This window comes from Arthrobacter sp. TJ-263 (assembly GCF_058269155.1).
Window position 1 is genome coordinate 250,095 of sequence record NZ_JBZCNE010000002.1, and the last position, 18,634, is coordinate 268,728.

The 18,634-nt window shown below is 68.2% G+C and carries 9 protein-coding genes; 4 read left to right on the forward strand and 5 right to left on the reverse strand.

Features of this window, described 5'->3' with window-relative positions:
* Window positions 1-198: 198 nt before the first annotated feature.
* Together AC4D2F_RS11785 and AC4D2F_RS11790 are read right to left on the reverse strand one after the other, a co-directional pair.
* Window positions 199-2,859: a helix-turn-helix transcriptional regulator gene (locus AC4D2F_RS11785; protein ID WP_490910722.1), complete on the reverse strand. Its 2,661-nt coding sequence runs from the start codon at window positions 2,857-2,859 to the stop codon at window positions 199-201.
* Window positions 2,856-5,627 carry a helix-turn-helix transcriptional regulator gene (locus AC4D2F_RS11790; RefSeq protein ID WP_490910723.1) on the reverse strand — a complete coding sequence of 924 codons (2,772 nt, stop codon included), beginning with the start codon at window positions 5,625-5,627 and terminating at the stop codon, window positions 2,856-2,858. Before AC4D2F_RS11790 ends, AC4D2F_RS11785 begins: the two co-directional genes overlap by 4 nt.
* A 452-nt stretch (window positions 5,628-6,079) precedes the next feature.
* Between AC4D2F_RS11790 and AC4D2F_RS11795 the strand changes: the two genes are divergently transcribed.
* A complete protein-coding gene (locus AC4D2F_RS11795) occupies window positions 6,080-6,250 on the forward strand; it encodes a hypothetical protein (RefSeq protein ID WP_490910724.1) in 171 nt (56 codons plus the stop codon).
* A 462-nt stretch (window positions 6,251-6,712) separates the two neighbouring features.
* On the opposite strand, the gene pth is transcribed toward AC4D2F_RS11795, so the two are convergent.
* Window positions 6,713-7,297: an aminoacyl-tRNA hydrolase gene (pth, locus tag AC4D2F_RS11800; RefSeq protein WP_490910725.1), complete on the reverse strand. Its 585-nt coding sequence runs from the start codon at window positions 7,295-7,297 to the stop codon at window positions 6,713-6,715.
* Between the two features lie 10 nt (window positions 7,298-7,307).
* Window positions 7,308-7,958: a 50S ribosomal protein L25/general stress protein Ctc gene (locus AC4D2F_RS11805; RefSeq protein WP_490910726.1), complete on the reverse strand. Its 651-nt coding sequence runs from the start codon at window positions 7,956-7,958 to the stop codon at window positions 7,308-7,310.
* A gap of 317 nt (window positions 7,959-8,275) precedes the next feature.
* Here AC4D2F_RS11805 and AC4D2F_RS11810 point away from each other — a divergent pair, with 317 nt between their 5' ends.
* The 3 genes from AC4D2F_RS11810 (at window position 8,276) to AC4D2F_RS11820 (ending at window position 10,714) form a co-directional block, all read left to right on the forward strand.
* Window positions 8,276-8,692, forward strand: coding sequence for a VanZ family protein (locus tag AC4D2F_RS11810; protein WP_490910727.1), 417 nt, complete (start codon window positions 8,276-8,278; stop codon window positions 8,690-8,692).
* Between the two features lie 114 nt (window positions 8,693-8,806).
* On the forward strand, window positions 8,807-10,120 hold the full coding sequence (locus AC4D2F_RS11815; RefSeq protein ID WP_490910728.1) for a UDP-glucose dehydrogenase family protein: 1,314 nt from the start codon (window positions 8,807-8,809) through the stop codon (window positions 10,118-10,120).
* 3 nt (window positions 10,121-10,123) lie between these two features.
* Entirely contained in the window at window positions 10,124-10,714 is a 591-nt protein-coding gene (locus tag AC4D2F_RS11820) for an arsenate reductase/protein-tyrosine-phosphatase family protein (protein ID WP_490910729.1), read from the forward strand.
* 111 nt (window positions 10,715-10,825) lie between these two features.
* Here AC4D2F_RS11820 and AC4D2F_RS11825 read toward each other — a convergent pair whose 3' ends face one another.
* The gene (locus AC4D2F_RS11825) at window positions 10,826-18,601 is read right to left on the reverse strand and encodes a malectin domain-containing carbohydrate-binding protein (protein ID WP_490910730.1); all 7,776 of its coding nucleotides are present in this window, start codon (window positions 18,599-18,601) and stop codon (window positions 10,826-10,828) included.
* Window positions 18,602-18,634: the final 33 nt, after the last annotated feature.

Sequence of the window (18,634 nt, forward strand, 5' to 3'; positions counted from 1 at the left end):
TGACCGCGTGACTGGGCTTCGGCTCCCCCACCCGCCCCGGGAAGGGCTCGCTGCTACTACGTCGGTCCCGCCGAATAATACGCGAGTTTGTATCGTTGTCTACCCGCATCGGTACCTGATGGACCTCTCGGTACCTGCTCGTGACCTGTCGAGGCCGTTCTTGCGCGGAGCGCCATACCCGATCGAGAAGGCTGGTGCCTAGGTAGTGGGCTGCAACAGGTCCGGCTCACGCATAGCCTGCACAAGATCGGCGCGCCCCCTGATGCCGAGCTTCACGTAGATGCGATGCAGGTGCCCCTCGATGGTGCGCACCGAGACACAGAGTGCCTTCGCCATGTCCCGGTTGCTCTCCCCGGCCGCGACGAGGCGCGCCACGGCGCCCTCGCTTCTCGTGAGGGCCTTCAGGCGGCCGGCGCCGCCCGGCACCTCGAAGGACGTGCCGACGAAGGGGGCGCCGTACGTGCCGAGGCGCCGCGCGGCAACGCGGCCGTCCGAGGAAGTCCCGGACTCGCCCCGGAGCTCCCAGGCCCGTGCGGCCGCATTCAGGGCGATCAGCGGGAGCCCGACGGCCGCAGCCCGGTCCGCGACCTCCCCGAGCACGGCGGCATCCCCTGCACCGGCGGCCCCGGCGAAGTCCGCGAGGATCAGGGCCTCCTTGCCCTGCAGCTCGGCGGCCGCCCGGGCCAGGCGGCCCGTGGCACCGGCCACCCCGAGCAGGACGGCGAGCACGAGGAGGTCCTTCTCACAGGTCCGGAGCTCGGGCGGCCGCACCTCGTCGACCAGCGCAGCGAAGGGCGTGGGCTGCTGCGGAGCGCGAGGCTCCCGCGAGGCCGCGGCTGTGGCGAACACGCGGCCCAGGATCTCGAGATCCAGGCGCCCGCGGTGCGGCAGCGCCCGGTGCTCCCCGAGCAGCGCCGCGGCCTGCTCCGCTTCCCCGAGGACCGCTGCACCCCAGGAGGCCACCCCTACGGCATAGGGCAGCAGGAGTTGCCGGTCCACCCTGCGCAGCGAGGCCAGTGCCGGCACCAGGGCCTGCAGGCCGTCCCGGAAATCTCCCCGCCGGACGAGCACGATGCCCCGCAGCGCCTCCCCTGGCCCGAAGGGCAGCGCGGCGGTCTCGGCCTGTCCGAGCACGGCGAGCGCCTGGTCGGCCGCGCCGGCGTGCGCGAGGACGAGGACGTGCCGGGCCAGGACGTCCTCGTACACGTGGGCGAGCCGATAGGGGTCGGCGAGGACGGCGGCGAGCGCGGCGTGCGTGCACTGCACGGCCTCGACCGCCCGGCCACGCAGCCCTAGGGCTTCCCCGCGCAGGGCGAGGGCGACGGCGCGCGATGCCGGTAGGTGCTCCGCGTCCTCGAAGAGGAGCAGGTCCCCGGTCAGGGGCAGATCCGCGGGCCTTCCCTGATCGAGGAGGAGCTGCGCCCTCAGAAGGTCCACTCCCGCCGCGGCATCGGCCGTGCGGGACGGAAGGCCATCGAGCAGCGCTGCGATGTCGGCCGCGGGCGCACCCGCCAGACGCATCGCAGCACCCTGGGCGACGACGGCGGTCGGCACGGGGTCGCCCGCACCGTCATCGGCCGCACCGGCCTCTACCTCTACTACCTCGGCCTTCCACTCGGCGAGCAGTCGCACGGCCTCTGCCGGACGGCCGCGCGCGGTGAGCAGGCGTGCGCGGCCGACGGCGGCGGCCGGCCCGTGCGCCGCGGGCACGGCGTGCAGGAACCGGTCCGCCGCCTCCAGCCGACCCAGCTCGGTGGCCACCCGCGCCGCGTCGAGGAGCACTGCCGCCTCTGCGGAGGCCCCCACGTCGAGGGCCCACTCGAGGTGGCGGAGCCGGTGGCACCCATACGGCGGGAGGGCGAACGCGGGGTCGTAGAGCCGTGCATGCAGCAGGGCCTTCCGGCCGAGGGGTAGGGTGGCCCGGAGCACCGCGCCGTACAGGCCGTGGCGCAGCGACAGGTAGCGGGCGTCCGCGGGGTGGCCGGCCACGAGCTGCTGGTTCCTCAAAGCGCGGACGGCCTCGCCCCCGGTGATGCGTTCGACGTCGTCGGCGGGGACCGCCCCGCCGAGGGCCAGGAGATCCAGGGCCGTGCGCTGCGCTTCTGGTATCGGTGCGAGGATCGAGGCGACGAGATCGGTCAGCGCGCCCGCCGACGGGTGCCGCGTGAGATCGAGATCCCATCCCTCGGCATCCACGGGAGGCACAGCCGTCGATATGAGGTGTTCGAGCACCGCCCTGAGGAGCACCGGGTTGCCGCCGGTGGTCTCGCGGAGGCGCATCAGGGCCCGGGTTCCCAGCGGGCGTCCCAGCGCGTGCTCCGCCGCGGCGCGCAGCGGGGCATCGGCGAGCGGTTCGAGCTGAATCCGGTCGAGGTAGCCCTCGCTCGCGAAGGCATGGAGCCCGGTCGCGGGAGCCAGGGAATGGTCGGCGAATGCGACGAGCCGGATCACCCCCGAGACCGCCAGCTGTGTCAGTACGTGGGTGCTTTCCTCGTCGAGGAACTGCGCGTCGTCCACCAGCACCGTCCCGGCGGGGCCATCGTCCGGTCCTCGCAGGTGCTTCCGGGCGGCACGCAGCATGGGGATGGGATCAGCGAGGTCCTGCGCCGGGACACCGGCGAAGAGATCGCCGAGAGCCCCGTAGGGCACGGAACGCAGCGCACGGGATGCGCGCACCACGTGGGATCGCCCAGCGGTGGGGAGGGAGCGCTCCAGGGCGCGGAGCAAGCACGATTTCCCCAGGCCGGTCTCCCCGAGGACCAGGGCCCCCTGCCGGTCGTCCCGGCCCAGGGCATCGAGCAGCGCGTCGAGAACAGGTTGCCGGCACGGCAGGAGGTGGTCGGTGCGGAGGAAGTTCATCGGGCTCCGGCCTGAACGAGGTCCGCGAGTTGGCCGCGGGTGCTCAGGTGGAGCTTGGAGAAGATCTGGTACAGATGCCCCTCCACTGTCCGGGTGGTGACGCCGATCCTCAGGGCGATGTCCCGGTTGTTCTCCCCGGCGGCGACGAGCCGCGCCACCTCCCGCTCGCGCCGGGTGAGGCGTTCGAGTGCAACGTCCAGCTCCATGTCCGAGGTGTCCCCGAAGAGCCCGTGGGCCCGCCGCTGGACGCCCCGGAGGACTCCGCGGCCGCCGGAGAGCTGCGCCGTCTGCAGCGCCTGGGCCGCACACTCCCGCGACAGGCCGAGATCCCCGGCGAGCGCCGCACTCTCCATCGCCTGGGCGAACAGCTCCGCGTCCGACGCGCCGATCGCCTTCGCATACAGCTCACAGGTGGCGGCGTAGCCACCCTCGACACGCGCAGCCGCGGCCGCCAGGGCTCCGGCAGCCCGGGTGTTGCCCGAGCGGACCTCGGCCAGGCGGTGCAGCATCACCGCCAGCGACGCCCCCTGCGCCTCGGCCGCCTGCGCGAGGAGGCGGAGCCGTGCGGCGGTCTCCGACTGCGGGTCGCGTGGACCTGCCGACACCGCGCGCAGATGACCGACCGCCGCGGTTGCCAGCCACGACGCCGGGCGTCCTGCTTGTACTCGGGGCAGGTGGCCGACCGCCCCATCCCCCGCACCGGACTCGGCGTGGCCGTAGGCGAGGACGGCCGACGCCAAGGGCAGCAGGCCGTGCGGGTCCAGCACCTCCAGTTGCCGAGTCACGGGCAGGAGGAGCGCGCGCGCCTCGTCGGGCCGGCCATGGAGGGCAGCACCCACGCCTGTGACGAAATCCTGCACGAGGTCGGACCCGCCGGCGGACAAAGCGACCCGGCCGTCCGTGGCCGCGCCACCACCTTTCCCCGCGTGGCCTGCACTGCCGGCCGCGTACTGGGCAACGGCGATGCGCAGGCGCGTGACATCGCGCACCCGCCGGCTGAGCGCTGATGCATCCACACGATGCTGCAGGGCGAGGGCCAGCCCGACGGCGGCCAACTGCTGGTCCGTCATCGCGAGGGCCCCGCACAGCAGCCCATCGGCGAGCGCTTCCTGGTCCGGGGTCCACCCGGTGCGGTCCGTCCCCTGCAGGAGCCCGACGACGGCCGGGAAGTCGCCGGCGAACGCGGCATCGTCGGCCCGCTCGATGATCAGGTGCCCGCGGCACTCCAGGAGCTGCCGCCCCGGACACCCCGCCGTCCCGGACTCCTGGTCTGCGCGGGCGAGGAGCAGGCCGGCGTCGTCGAGCAGCGCCGCCCGCGCGCCCGGAGGGCCGCCGGTGAGGCGTGAGGCGCGGCTGCGCAGCAGGAGCAGCGCCACCTGAGTGGGAACGGCCGGCCCGTCCGTGGCCAGTGGGCCGTCCGCGAGCAGCGCCTCCGCCCGGTCGCCGTGCCCGAGGTCGAGGGCGGCGCCGGCCGCGACGAGCACACGGTCCGGGCCGTCGTCGGTGTGGAAGGACGTCCAGAAGAGGGCCCGCTCGTGGCGCCCGAGGAACGCGCAGCGACGCGCCGCCGCGAGGGACAGATCCGCTGGGACAGGCAGGCCGGCGGCGAGCAGCCAGTCGGCGTGCAGCATCGGGTCGAGCCCGGCGGGATCGATGGCGCCGGGACGGCCGACCAGCAGCGCATACAGCGTCGCGGCCTCCTCCTCGGTCGTCTGCTCGCGGACAGCGGCTGCGAAGAGCGCCGAACGCAGGGAAACGATCCCGGCTCCCGCGCTGGTCCCGGTGACGACGAGGGACTGCAGGGCGTCGAGATGCGCTGCCTCGTCCCCCGGCAGAGGAGGCTCGGGGACCGGCGCGTCCGACGGCGTTTCCCGACTGCCGGCGAGGTGCAGGACCGCGAGCGAGGGGAGCGAGCCGGCGAACGCGAGCGTTCGCACGATCCGCTGCTCGTGCTCGTGCAGGGCAGCGAGCGTGGACCGCGCCACGTCCAGCGCGGCGGACGGCACGGGGACCCGATCCGCCGTGGTGACCCACACCCCGCCCTCCAGCAGAAGGCCCTGGTGGGGCAACTCCTCGAGGGCGGCGGACAGGTAGCGGGCATTGCCCTCGCTCGAACGCTCCAGCAGGTCGACGCCGTCCGGGGACACGGGGGCCCCGAGCGTCGCCTCGGCGATGGATCGGATCTGCTGCCGGGTCAGGAGCGGGAGGTCGAAGCATTCCAGATCGCCGTCGCGCCACAGGTCCGCGAAGGAGGTGTCCATGGCCCGGAGTGCCTCGGCGGCGATCAGCACGGAGGCCGTCCCGGCGATCACGAGCCGGCTGATGACCGTCGCCGATTCGGCGTCGAGGTGGGCCGCGTTGTCGATGGTGAGGAGCACGGGGCGGCCGTCGGACTGCTCCTCGAGGAGGGCCCGGACACCCCGGACGATAGCCACCGGATGCTGGGTATCTCGGGACTCGAGCTCTGCCAGCAGGAAGGCGATGGCCCGGTACGGCTCGGCGGAGGCACGTTTGGAGGCCCAGATCCGCACCACGTGGTGGGTACGGGAAGCACGGTGGGCCACGGCCCGCAGGAGCGCCGTCTTGCCGCTGCCATCCTCGCCGAGGACCACGGCGCCGATCCCTCCTGGGGCCTGGAGGCGCCGCAGCACGGCCTCCACCAGGTCGGCGCGGGCCGCAATGAAGGCCTGCTCCCCCTGCGAGCCGGCCGCGGACGCACCGGAGAAGGGCGTGTCTGCGCCGATGAAAGAGTGCGTTCGAGACTCCACAGTAGTGCCGTCCTGTTCCCCAGAGAATGCAGCGAAAGACCTGATCCCACACTAGGAAGACGGGTGGCTAGTAGCACGAGTGGGATCTACCGAGGGTCAAAAAAGGCCTACTCGCTTAACCCGCTCCGAAGGTTGAGCAATTACCTGAAAGGCGGCGCTGGAACTACGCAGCCGGGAAGTCAGGAATGAAAAGGCTGAACCGCGTGCAGGAACAAGCCTTACTGCGAAGCAGCCGGATTATGGCCGGTAGGATCGGGGCAGGTCTCGAACAGCGGGGAAACGGTGAAGCGTCTTATTAGGATCGTTCTGCTCGGATGGGTCGCTATCGCAGAAGTGGTCCTTACCGGTGCACTCGCGCGGAACAGGTGGGACATGATTATCGCGTCCACGCCCGCGTTCTCGCGACATTCGAGCAGGGCATTCCTGAGCAGGTCCGCGAGTACAGGACCGCCTTGATCAGCAACCCCGCGCTTGGCTTTGCTTATGCCGTTGATGATGGAAAGCTCACCAACACCGCCGACCAGTCTGAGCAAATAGAGTCTTACCTCGAGACCGACCTCGGCAAGCCAGTGACCCGAGTCGGCGCGACGTTCTCGTTCACGCCCCGCGACGGTGCCCTGTGAACGGCGGCGCGGTAATGGTAGGTGTGTGGGAATCACCGATCGCTGACTTCTTCCCTGCTATCCCGTACAGCCCTGCCCATTTCGTCATCAATAGGAGTGGCTGGCAGTACGGCCCATAGAACGCCGGTATCATCAACGGAATCGTCCAATCCGGGATATTCCTTGCGCCCCTCAGGAATTACGGCACCGAGTACACAGTCGATATCCTCCTCGAAGGTGATACGGGGGTGGTAATCCTGCCTGACGGCACCCATCCGACCGTAACCGACCCGAGGATCGGCCAGCGAGCGGGAGCCTTCCCTGCTGGAAAGTGTTCCAAGAGAACGCAGCCGCCGGCTGCAGGCCCGCGTTCACGAGGGCGTGGGCCAATTGGCTTCGAGCCGTGCGGCACAGGATGGGAGGTCGCCCTTTGGATGAGGTGACAGCGAAGGAAATCGCCTGCACTCACCGGTTTCGGCTCGACTACTTCTGGGCGTGGAACTTCTGCTGCGCTTCGAGCAGGCCGTCGCGGATCAGGAGTTCGACGGCGTCCGCGGCGTCGTCGAGCAGGAACGGCAGTTCCTTCTTCTCGACCGTGCCGAAGTCCTTCAGCACGAAGTCGGCGGCGTCTTGGCGTCCGGGCGGTCGCCCCACGCCCACGCGCACGCGGTGGTAGTCCTTGGTGCCGAGAGCTTTGCTGATGTCACGGAGGCCGTTGTGACCGCCTTCTCCCCCACCGAGCTTGAGCTTCAGCGTGTTGAAGGGGATGTCGATCTCGTCGTGCACGGCGATCACGTGATCGGGTGCGACGTCATGGAAGCGGGCGAGCGTGGAGACCGGGCCGCCCGTGATGTTCATGTAGGTGAACGGCTTCGCGAGGACCAGGCGCGGACCGCCGATGCCGAGGCGCGCCTCGAGGGTGACGGCCTGCGCCTTGGAGGAGGTGAAGCGACCGCTCAGCCGGGAGGCGAGCAGGTCGAGGACCATCTGGCCCACGTTGTGGCGATTGCCTGCGTAGCCGGGCCCGGGATTCCCGAGCCCGACTACGAGCCAGGTGTCAGAGGACACCGATTCTTGCTTACTTCTCGTCGGCGTCGGTAACGACGGCGTCAGCATCGGCATCGCCGGCGGTCGCGCCTTCGGCGGTGGCCTCGGTGTCGACGTCGGTCTCCTCGGTCTCGCCCAGGTCCTGGACCGTGGGGGCCATGAGGTTGACCACGAGGGTCTCGGGGTCGGTGAGGAGGGTGACGCCCTGAGGCAGCACGATGTCCGAGGCGTGGACGTGCTCGCCGACGTCGTGGCCGTCGATGCTGACGGTGAGGGTCTCGGGCAGGTGGGTGGCTTCGGCCTCGACGAGGACCGTGGTGGCCTCGAGGTTGAAGACGACGTCAGGGACGGGCTCGCCTTCGACGTGGATGGCGACGTCCACCTGGACCTTCTCGCCGCGACGGACGGTCAGGAGGTCGAGGTGCTCGACGATCCGCTTGAGCTGATTGCGCTGGATGTCCTTGACGAGGGCCAGGTGGTCCTCGCCCGCGATGTCCAGCGACAGCAGGGCGTTGGGCGTGCGGACGGCCAGGGTGGTGGCCTTGGCCGGCAGCAGGACGTGGATGGGATCGGCGCCGTGCCCGTAGATGACGGCGGGGATCATGTTGGCGCGGCGGGCCTGGCGGGCCGAGCCCTTGCCGAACTCGGTGCGGACGTGTGCTGCGAGCTTCTGCTCGGACATGGCTTCTCCTGGAACGATTGCGGCTCGTCGCGTGGATGCGCGAGCACTGGGACGCAAGCCGGGGCGGAAGGAACACGCGAGTGGGGCAGTCGTCTAGAAACCAGTCAAGTCGCTAGCCACCGTCGATCACGGAGTTCGACCGGACGTCGTGCAATCCGGCCCGCTCCCTCGCCTAGGCATCGCTTTCCATGGTACAGGACCGAGGCCTGCCGCCTGTTCCGTCAGCAATAATGGACCCACTCCCGCCGGTCAGGCGGCCCGTCCCCGAAGGATCCCCGCTGAATACTGCGCCGCTCCCCTCCCACCGGGACCGAACCGTGGCCGCCGCGCTGTGCGGGGTGTGGCTCCTGGCCGTCCCGCTGATCGTGCTGTGGCCGACGCCGGTGGACCGCGCGGGCGGTGGCACGCTGCGAGGCGTGCTGGAGTTCCTGTACGGGTGGGGGTTGCCCAACTTCGTCTCCTACGGCGTGGTCGAGTCCGTGGCGAACGTGCTGATGTTCGTACCGTTCGGCCTGTTCTGGTTCATCCTCGCCCCGCGGTCCTGGCGCTGGGCCGGGCCGCTGGCCGGATTGGGACTCTCGGCATTGATCGAGGTGACGCAGCTCGTCCTGCTACCGCAGCGGTTCGCGACGCCGTGGGACGTGCTCGCCAATACGCTCGGTGCCTTCCTGGGGTGCGGGGCGGGCTGGGTACTGCTCCGGGCACGGCCTGCACTCGGTCCTGCGCAGCGGTAGTTCACGCCGTGTTTGGACCGCGTTCGCCCCTGAGGAGGGCGTGTGGGACGTCCGGGCGAGAACTGCTCTACTAGGATCGTGCTGACTGGGGAACTTTTTTTAGGGGACAAGCACATGCGTATTTCCGTGATCGGTTGCGGCTATTTGGGGGCCGTGCACGCCGCATGCATGGCGAAATTGGGCCACGACGTGGTGGGCATCGACGTCGACCCGCGGAAGATCGGCGAGCTGCAGGCCGGCCGGGCACCTTTTTTCGAGCCGGGCCTGCCTGAACTTCTCGACGAGGTCCTGGCGACAGGACGGCTGAAGTTCAGCGCCAACATGGCGGACGCGAAGGGCGCTGAAGTCCACTTCCTGTGCGTGGGTACTCCGCAGCGCAAGGGCGAGTATGCAGCCGACATGCGTTACGTGGACGGCGCCTTCATGTCTTTGCTGGATTCACTGGAGCCGGGCAACGTGGTGGTCGGCAAGTCCACCGTCCCGGTGGGCACCGCCGCGCGACTCGCCGACGACCTCGCCGATCGCTACCCCGAGGCCGTCCTCGCCTGGAACCCAGAGTTCCTCCGCGAAGGATTCGCTGTGAAGGACACGCTCTCCCCCGACCGCTTCGTCTACGGGGTGCCGGCCGGAGAGCCGGGCGCCCGAGCGACGGCCGCGCTCGACGAGGTGTACAGCACACCCCTGTCCCTGGGCACCCGCCGCCTCGTGGCGGACTACGCCACCGCCGAACTGGTGAAGGCCGCCGCGAACTCTTTCCTGGCGACGAAGATCTCCTTCATCAACGCCATGGCCGAGGTGTGCGAGGTCACCGGCGCCGACGTCACCGTCCTCGCGGACGCGATCGGTTTGGATGAACGCATCGGCCGCAAGTTCCTGAACGCGGGCATCGGCTTCGGCGGCGGCTGCCTGCCCAAGGACATCCGCGCCTTCATGGCACGGGCCGGAGAGCTCGGAGCAGACCAGGCGCTGACCTTCCTTCGTGAGGTGGACGACATCAACGTCCGACGCCGCCTGCGAGTCGTCGAGCTGACCCGCACGCTCGTCGGCGGCTCACTTCTCGGCAAGCGCATCACCGTCCTGGGAGCAGCGTTCAAACCCAACAGCGACGACGTCCGCGACTCCCCCGCCCTCAGCATCGCCGCGCAACTGCAACTGCAGGGCGCAGAGGTCACGGTCACCGACCCGGAGGCCATCGAGGGCGCCCGTAATCGGTTCCCGGAACTCGCCTATGAAGAAGACCTACAGCAGGCAATGAGCAAAGCGGACGCCCTCCTCCTCCTGACCGAATGGCAGGAATACCGGGACATCACCCCAGGGCATGCCGGCCCGCTGGTCCATGCGAAGAACATCCTTGACGGCCGCAACGTCATGGATCCCACCGTTTGGCGGGCCGCGGGCTGGAACTACAAGGGCATCGGCAGGCCCTAGAACATGCTAGCTGGGACTGACGCCGGGACAGCGTCTCACAACACACCGTTCCGCATCCTCACGGTCTGCACCGGCAACATCTGCCGGTCCCCCATGGCGGAGCGGCTACTGCAGGCGGGGCTGGACGAACGCTACCCCGAGGAGTTCGTCGTCGAGAGCGCCGGCACCGGCGCGCTGGTCGGCAATCCGATCGATCCGCAGGTAGCGGGACTTATCCGTGTGTTCGGCGGCTCGGCGGAGAACTTCTCTTCCCGACAACTCACCCCGGAGCTCCTTCACGATGCGGACCTGGCACTCGCCCTCACCCGGGAGCACCGCAGCCGTATCGTCGAAATGGCACCGTCCATGCTGAGGAAGACCTTCACCCTGCGCGAGTTCGCGAGGATTCTTCCGCACCTGACGCTCGATGAGGCATTGCCGCCGGCTGACCGCTGGCGAGCAGCCCTCCCCCGGGCACTTCGCGCGAGGTCAGCCCACGCGGCGTCCGGACAGGACGACGTCGTCGACCCCTACCGACGCAGCGACGAGGTGTACCAACAGATGGTCGCTCAGATCGTCCCGGCCCTCCGAGCGCTTGCCCTCCCGTCCGCCTAGCCACGCTGACCGCAAGCGAAGGGGGAGGCCCTGGAACCATCCAGGACCTCCCCCTTCGCGGTAGCTACGTTCCCGATCCGACACTCGGACGGGGAAGGCGCGATCTCCTACCTAGGGGTTGCGGATCACCTCGATCGCGGAGATCTTCGGCTGATCCACGGTGGATGCGAAGTCGATATCGAGGTTCCCGTCCGTGACACCCAGGGTCTGGCTCACGATGTGGGCCGTCATCGGGCTGACGACCGCATTGAGATCGAGGTTGTTGATCTCCTGCGGTCCTCCCTCGAGGTTGACGCCGAAGACACGCTTGCCGGTTCCGCCGGCTCCACCTCCAGTTGCACCGTGGTAGATCTCCGCGAAGTGCAGCCTGACCGTGTAGTTTCCCGCAGGCACCGGGATGTTGTACCCGAACGTTCCCGGACCGGTGGTTGCGCTGCGCTCCGAGAAGTAGAGCGCATCGCTGTCGGTGCCTGCGATCTGCGTGACCGACGGGTTGGTGTAGGTCTTGCCGCCTGCGAAATACGTGTCGGCCAGCCAGTTCACGCCGCCGGTCGTCACCGCACCGCCGCCCGCGTTGATACGGATGGCTTGATTCGACGACGCCGGGATGGCCGTGCTTGCCGTGGCCGACATCTGGGAGGCGTTCCCCGATGCGTCCACCGCCTGCACCCGGTAGAAGGCCTGGGCAGCGAACGGGAGGTTCGTGTCCGTCACCTTCAGACCGCGTACGGGCGTGTTCCCGCTGATGCGGGTCCACGGTCCTGCCGCAGAGGTTGCCCGCTCGACGTAGTAGCCGGCGAGGTCAGCTTCCGGTCCTGCCGCCCAGGTGACGTCGATCGCGGACCCGGAAGCCGCTGCGGCGACGCCTGTGACGACGCCCGGCGCGGTGGTGTCGGACGAGGCAACCGGGACCATGTTCGTGACGAGGTACATGTTGTCCTGGTAGTCACAGTTCGTCGGTGCGATACCGCACTGGTTCGGCGAGCTGATGTAGTCGTGACCCACGATCCACGCCCCTGGGACGATCTTCCTGTCCCTGTCCCTGACCGGCCAGGTCTTCACGGCCATGTAGTTGGCGTTGTTGGTGGACTGCCCTGCCACGACGATCCCGACGTTCCCGGTGGGATTCGTCGTGAGCTGCGTGGGTCCCGTCAACGCGTTGTTCAGGGGAAGCATTGCCTGCCCGTACGCCGCGTTGTGTGTCGCCGTCGCCCCGTTGATGTTGACCGTCTCGGTTGCCGTGCAGCAACCGTGGAAGGCCGCGATCTGACGGGCGGTGACCGGGATGGCCGAGTCGAGCCGCTTCCACTGCAGGGACCGGACTTCCTCCCCGTTCAGGGCAGAGGTGCGCATCTCGTCGCCGTTGGAGGGGTTGCCGAGGTCCGTGGTCCAGCCGAACGCCTGGGCGATCTCATTGACGGACAGCTCGCTGTTGCCTTCCGGCTGCGTCATGTAGGCGCCCCGGAGTTGCACCGGCTTCAGCGCAGCGGATGGGTCGCTCGACCTGACGTTCAGCTGTGCGACCCTGACACCCTTGCCGCCGGACGCCGCCGTGAACTGCACGGTGACCGGGACTGATGCGTTGGGCTGCACCGTGAACGGCAGTTCGGGTGCGTTGGTCACCGTGAACTGCCCGGCGTTGGGTCCGCCGAGGGCGAGTTCGGTGATGCGAAGACCCTTGCTGCCGGTGTTGGACAGCGTCACCGTGGCCTCGTCCACGACCTCGTGGGTCGAGACGCCACCATTGATGCGGTGCATGACCAGCCAGTCCTCGGACAGGCCGGGGATGGGGGCTCCGCCCTGGCGGGTGACCTGTTCGTTCCGGAGAGTCAGCGTCCCGCCGATGTCGAGGACCTCGAACTGGACGGTCCTGGTGGTGGATGCCCCGGTGGTGTCGGTGGCGGTCACCTCGAGCACGTAGTTGCCGGCCGTGTCGAAGACGAACGGTGCCGTGTAGGCCACGGGGTCCGCCCCGTTCACCGAGTAGGTGAGCGATTCGATCGTCGTCCCGGTCGGCGCCGTGGCTGCAAGGGACACGTTGGCCGTCCCGCCGCTGAAGCTGGAGCCGATCTCCGTCCCGTTGACCGTGACGGCGACCGATGGGGCGGTGAGTGCCTTGCCCGCGATCGTGATCCAGTTGATCTTGGTGTTGGTCCCGGTGGGAACCACCGTCAGCTGTCCGTCCGTTACCGTCACCTGGGCCGTGCCTGTCTTGAACGGGGCGCTGCCGGTGGGAACGAAGGGATCGACCACGGGGGTGCCTTCGACCTCGATCGCGTGCGTCGAATCGAGGAAGCCGGCGTCACCGACGGAGACGCTGACGGTATACGTCCCGTCCGCTACGTCAGCTTCCCAGGTGCCGTCCGACAACCCGGTGACAGTTCCGCTCTGCATGATATTGAGCGTCTGGAGCAGCGGGTCGTTGGCCGGATAGGTGATCCCGGATGCCGCGGCCGTGCGGTACCGACCGCCGAGCACGCGGTCTGCAGGTTCCCCGCCCACCAGCCAGCCGAAGCCGGTGGCCGCCGAGTAGCCCAGCCCGTAGTCCTTGATCCAGCCTGCGGGCGTAGGAGCGGATTCCGTCTGGAAGTTGTACTTCACCTCGGTGGTCGCCGCCGGCGGGCCGTCGAGGCCGTCTCCCTTGATGGAGATCCAGTTGATCTTGCTGTTGGTGCCCGTCGACGTCACGGTCAGCTTGCCGTCCGCGACGGCTACATCCCGGGTCCCGGTCTGGAACGGGGTTGCTCCGGTCGGAACGAAGGAGTTGACCAGTGGCTGCCCTTCGACAGCGACCCCGTGGGTGGAATCCAGGAATCCGGAATCACCGACGGACAGGGCGACCTTGTACGTCCCGTTGGGAAGCTCGTACTCCCACACCCCGGTGCTGACGTTGGTCGCCGGCCCCATCAGTGTGGTCGTTTGCAGCAAGGGGTTGTCGGCGGGGTAGTTGATGCCAGGCGTGGCCGTGGTGCGGTACCTCGCGGCACTGCTGCGGTCCGTCGGCGCCCCGTCGACGAGCCACCCGAACTTGCGTTCGGCATCGAAGGCCATGCCCGTATCGGCGGTCCATCCTGCCGGCGTCGGTGCCGCCGGAGTCTGGAAGTTCACCTTCACCTGGGCGCCGTCGGTGGGATCATCCCCCGGCACCTCGGTGTCGGCCAGCGGGACGATGTCCAGGTAGTTGATCTTGGTGTTGGTGCCGCCATTGGCGTCGACGGTCAGGAAACCGTCGGTGACCTCGACGTCAGCGGTCGCCGTGGCGTGGCGGCTGTTCGCACCGGCCGCACCGGTCGGAACGAACCTGCTGATGACGGGCTGGTTCTCGAGGTTGATGGTGTGCGCCTCGAGATCGGAAGTGTTGACCGTCGAATCGCCCGCGGCGACAGTGACCCGGTACTCGCCGGCGGGCAGCGCCACCTCCCAGTACGCGTAGGTCGCGACACCGTTGAACGTCCCCGACACATCACCGGACTGCATGTGCATCAGTGACTCCAGGCGCTGGTCCGTCTGCGCCGTGACCCGCGTCCGCCCGTTGCCCGGGGTGGTGCCGCCGGTCGAGATGTCCAGCGGGTTCTCCGTGGCCTGGCTCTTCCAGCCGTAGCTCAGTCCGGTGCCCTGATCGGGCGCCGTCCGTGCGCCGAAGGCCTGTCCGTGGTCCCGGAGGTATCCGGCGGGCAGGGGCCCGGCGAGGTCGGAGAAGTTGACGCGGATCGCGTCTGTCGACGGCGGTGTCACGTCGCCCGCCGGCTTCACTCCCTGGACCAGGAACACGTAATCCTGGTAGTCACCGTTGGCGGCATCCTCGAAGGCCACGATGTAGCTGTTGGCCATCGCCGCTCCGGAGCGGTCCTTTGCCGGGTAGATGCGCGCCCGGTGGGCGATTCCGGTATTGAGCCGGTCCTCGGTGAAGCCGACCCGCTGGAAGACGTTCGAGTAGAAGTAGAACCCGAACTCCTCGGTGCCCGGATCGAAGCTGCTCGCCGATCCTGGACTAGCAGGCGGAAGCAGTGACTGGTAGCCGCTGATATCGATGGAGCCAACCTTGTTGCGTTCGGTCTCCGTCCCGTTGCCGGTGTACCACCCGAAAGGCAGGTCCTCGCGGGGTGCGTATTGGGCCAGGGGCTTCATGGTGACCGGCGCGCTGCCCGACTTCACGAACAGCGGTTCGAGTACCTCATCACCCTTCGCGGTCGGTTCCACACCGCCTGCGAGGTTGGTCCACCCCACGTTGACCTTGTGGCCGAGCGTGCCCAGGACGTCCGCGAAAGTGGGTTCGTTCCCGCCTTCGATGCCGTTCATGGAGAGCCCGTACAGACCGATTTCGAGCGTCGTGTCGCCGGCGGTGATCGCAAGCGTCGCGCTCCGCTGTCCTACTGCGGATCCGGGCTTGAAGGCCACCTGCAGGGTGGTACTGGCTCCGGGAGCGAGCGAGGTCCCTGATCCACCGGTGATGGTGAACTCGCCGGCCTGCGCACCCTGGATCGCCCGTGAGAGCGTCACGGCATCAGGGCCGGTGTTGGTGACCGTGAGCGGCTTGGTGCTGCTGGTGGTGTTCTTCACGGCCGAGAAGACGAGCTCGTCCGTAGAGGCATCCAGCTTGGCCGCCTGCTGGTCGGCAGGCACCCGCAGGAGGAACATCTTCTGCGCGCCACCACTTCGATCGTACTGATTCACGTAGAGGTTGCCCGTCCCCGGATCCTCGACGACCTCCAGCGGATCGTTGAACCCGTCCGCACCACTGATGGTGGTGTTGGGGACACCCGGTACGCCGGTGGGTACCTGCGCGCCGAGGATCTTGCCGGTCGCGGGGTCCGGCTGCAGGAAGATGAGGTCGTTGTTGTTGGAGAAGCGCGTGACCACCAGGCGGCCCTTCAGCTGACCGCCGAAGGTGTCGCTCTGGTACTCGAGCGCCCCGTTCGGGGACTTGTTGAACTCGAAGTCATAAGCGATTCCGCGGTAGTTCGGATCCGCCTTCACCCCGGAGGCGTACTTGCTGCCTCCCTGTCCTGGAGACTCCGGCAGGTTCGCCGGGTCATTGCCCTCGTTCAGCACCCATTCGCAACGCTCGGGGTTGGGATGGCCGTAGTAGCCGCCCTCGACGACGTCGAACAGAAGGTCGCGCTGTGTCGGGTGGTTGGCGATGGCCGGAACCGATCCTCCGGTGTAGTTGCGACGCTGGCACTGCGCGGTGACGTCCCTGCCGTTGACGGTGGACGCACCCGGGATGCCCGGTGCCGCGACACGCGTGAACGTGCCGTTGGCGTTGGCCGTGACGCCGGGTGAGTTGCCTCCGCCTGCCGTGCCGTTGGTGGGGACGTACAGGTGTCCGTTGGAGTGCCAGACCAGATCGTAGGCATTGCGGATGCCGGTCGCGTAGATCTTCAGCGGAGCGTTCGAGGCGTACGGGTTGTAGGTTCCGCCGTCGGCTGTCTGTACGTTGATCGAGCCGGCACCGCTGGCCGCGGCCTGCACCTGCGGGTTCGCGGGGTCGAAGACCAGGGTTGCGGCGGTGAGGAGCTTCTCCCCGCGCTGACCCCAGGAGTTGTCGAGGTCACCCGCTGCCTGGTTCGATCCCTGCTGGAAGTACAGGCGTCCGTCCGGACCGTAGACCATGGAGTTGGTCAGGTGGTCCGACTGGGAGCGCGGGAGGCCTTCGAAGATCTTGGCCTCGTTCTGCAGATTCGCGCCGGTGAGCCGGCTGATGCCGGAGATCCATTGCCCCTGCTCGTTGCCGACATTGGCGCTGGTGGAGGTGATCCACAGCTTCAAGTCGGTGGCCGTGGAGGACTTGTCGAAGACGAGGCCCACCATGGCGCGGCCCTGGTAGCCGAGGCTTTCCTTGTTGGAAAGTGTCCCGTCCTCGTTCACGGTGAAGCGGAACAGGCCCTGGCCGATCGTTGCCCCATACAGCTTGTCATCGGGACCGAAGGCGAAGGTCGACCAGTAGGTTCCCGCCCCGATGGGCAGTTCCACCTTCTCGAATCCGACGCCGCTCAGGGGTGTGAACTCCTCGGGGGTCTCGACCGTGCCGGCTCCCGTGGTGAAGATGGAGGAGAAGGGCACGAACGGTGCTCCGAAGTTGTCCTTCACCTCGTCGGTCACCACGAAGCGGTAGTTGGTGTTGGGCTTCAGGGGCGAATCCGGCTGGGTGGAGATGACGTCGTTGCCGCCGGAGGTCCCGGTGGACGACGGCACTTCCACGCCGGAGGCTGCCTCGTAGATGTGGACATTTCCCGGCAGCGTCGTGGGGTCCACGCCGACGCCGGCGTACGGTACGCGGATGGTCGCGGAGACGCCGTCGTTGAGATCGTGTCCCGAGGCACGGTTATCCGGCCGCATGGTGTCCACGTGCGGTGCCTGTTCCAGGCCGAGCACCTCGACGTAGGCGATCTTCGTGTTCGTTCCGCCTGTCGCCGTGAGCGTGAGCGCGCCGTCCCATACACCGACGGTGGTGGTGGAGGTGCGGTACTCCTCGCCGGCCGTGGCCTGGAAGCTCTCGATGCCCAGCCCGGCTTCGATGTTGATCACGTGGTTGGAGTCGTAAACGTTCGATGCGCCGGGCTCGTCACCCACCGCGATTTCGACCTCGTAGAGGCCGTTCGGTACCGCGAGCTCCCAGACGCCCTCGGTGTTGACACCGTTGGTCCCGTTCACGTCGCCGTACTGCATGTGGATGATGCTGTTGAGTCGTCCGTCGATGCCCGTGCGGACGCGCTCCCTGCCGTTGCCGACCAGACTCACGGGGGTCCCGTCTTCGGAGAGCCACCCGTAGGAGAGCCCGGTGCCCTGGTTCGGACTGGTCCGAGGTCCGTAGGACTGGCCCCAGTCGGCGAGGTAACCCGCGGCAGGGACGGCGTTGGTTGCCGTGAAGTCCACCTTCACGTCAGTGGTGTTCGGAACCGTCGGGACGGCGAACACCTCGTTCGAGACCTCCGACTCGTTGCCGGCGGTGTCCACTGCGGTCACCACGTAGAAGTAGGTGGTGCCGTTGCTGACCGTGTCATCCGTGTAGGCGGTCCCGTTCACGAGGGCTTCCCCGGAAACGGCCTCATCCTCTCCGGTGTCGGCGACCACGGGCTGCAGCGAGCGATAGACCCGGTAGCCGGCGGTGTCGGCAGCGGTCGACGCGGCCCACGTCAGCTCGACCGAGGCGTCGCCGGCGACGGCCGCGAGGTCGAGCGGTGCGTCAGGTGCTTCGGTGTCCTCGACGGTGGCCACCATGGCCATCGCCTCGTTCGACACCTCGGACTCGTTGCCTGCAGCGTCCACGGCCGTGACCACGTAGTAGTAGGTCACGTCTGCGACGGCGCTGACATCCCGGTAGCTGGGTGTACCGACCAGCGGGGAGCCCGACAGCGGAGTGTCCGAGGCCTCTACGCCGGCCTCGGTTCCCCGGTAGACCCGGTAACCGACGGTGTCCGTGGAGGCGCTGGCCTCCCAGCTGAGGGCTACGGCGGAGTCGTCCGCCGTAGCGACGAGCTGGCCTGGAGCTGACGGGGCCTCGGTGTCGGCACCTACGCGGGTGTAGGAGACGTTCGCGGAGGCTTTGCCCCATCTCTGGTAGTACTCGACCTCGACCACCGCGGACTCATCCAGCATCACGGCCGCGGTATGGGTCTGCGTCGCGCTCTGCGGGAACCACTTATCCAGCACCAGCTCCCCGTCGACCTTGATCCGGACACCGTCATCAGTACGCGCCTGGAATTCATAGGTCCCGGCACCTTCGGCCACGGTCTTCGTCCAACGCACCGAGTAATCGGTCGTACCAACACCGGCAGGACCCGCACCATCGGCGAACGCCTGATCAATATCGTCGACACACTCAATCTTTACCGGCGCACCGGCAAAATCCTTGCCCTTGAAGAACTCAGCCGTCCAATCACCCACAGCACACCCGTTATCGAGCTTCGTGTAGGAGAC

Bases quoted from the DNA above. Each gene is read 5' to 3' on its own strand.
- AC4D2F_RS11815 (WP_490910728.1), top strand. From the start codon at position 8,807: ATGCGTATTTCCGTGATCGGTTGCGGCTATTTGGGGGCCGTGCACGCC.
- AC4D2F_RS11785 (WP_490910722.1), bottom strand. From the start codon at position 2,859: ATGAACTTCCTCCGCACCGACCACCTCCTGCCGTGCCGGCAACCTGTT.
- AC4D2F_RS11820 (WP_490910729.1), top strand. From the start codon at position 10,124: ATGCTAGCTGGGACTGACGCCGGGACAGCGTCTCACAACACACCGTTC.
- AC4D2F_RS11805 (WP_490910726.1), bottom strand. From the start codon at position 7,958: ATGTCCGAGCAGAAGCTCGCAGCACACGTCCGCACCGAGTTCGGCAAG.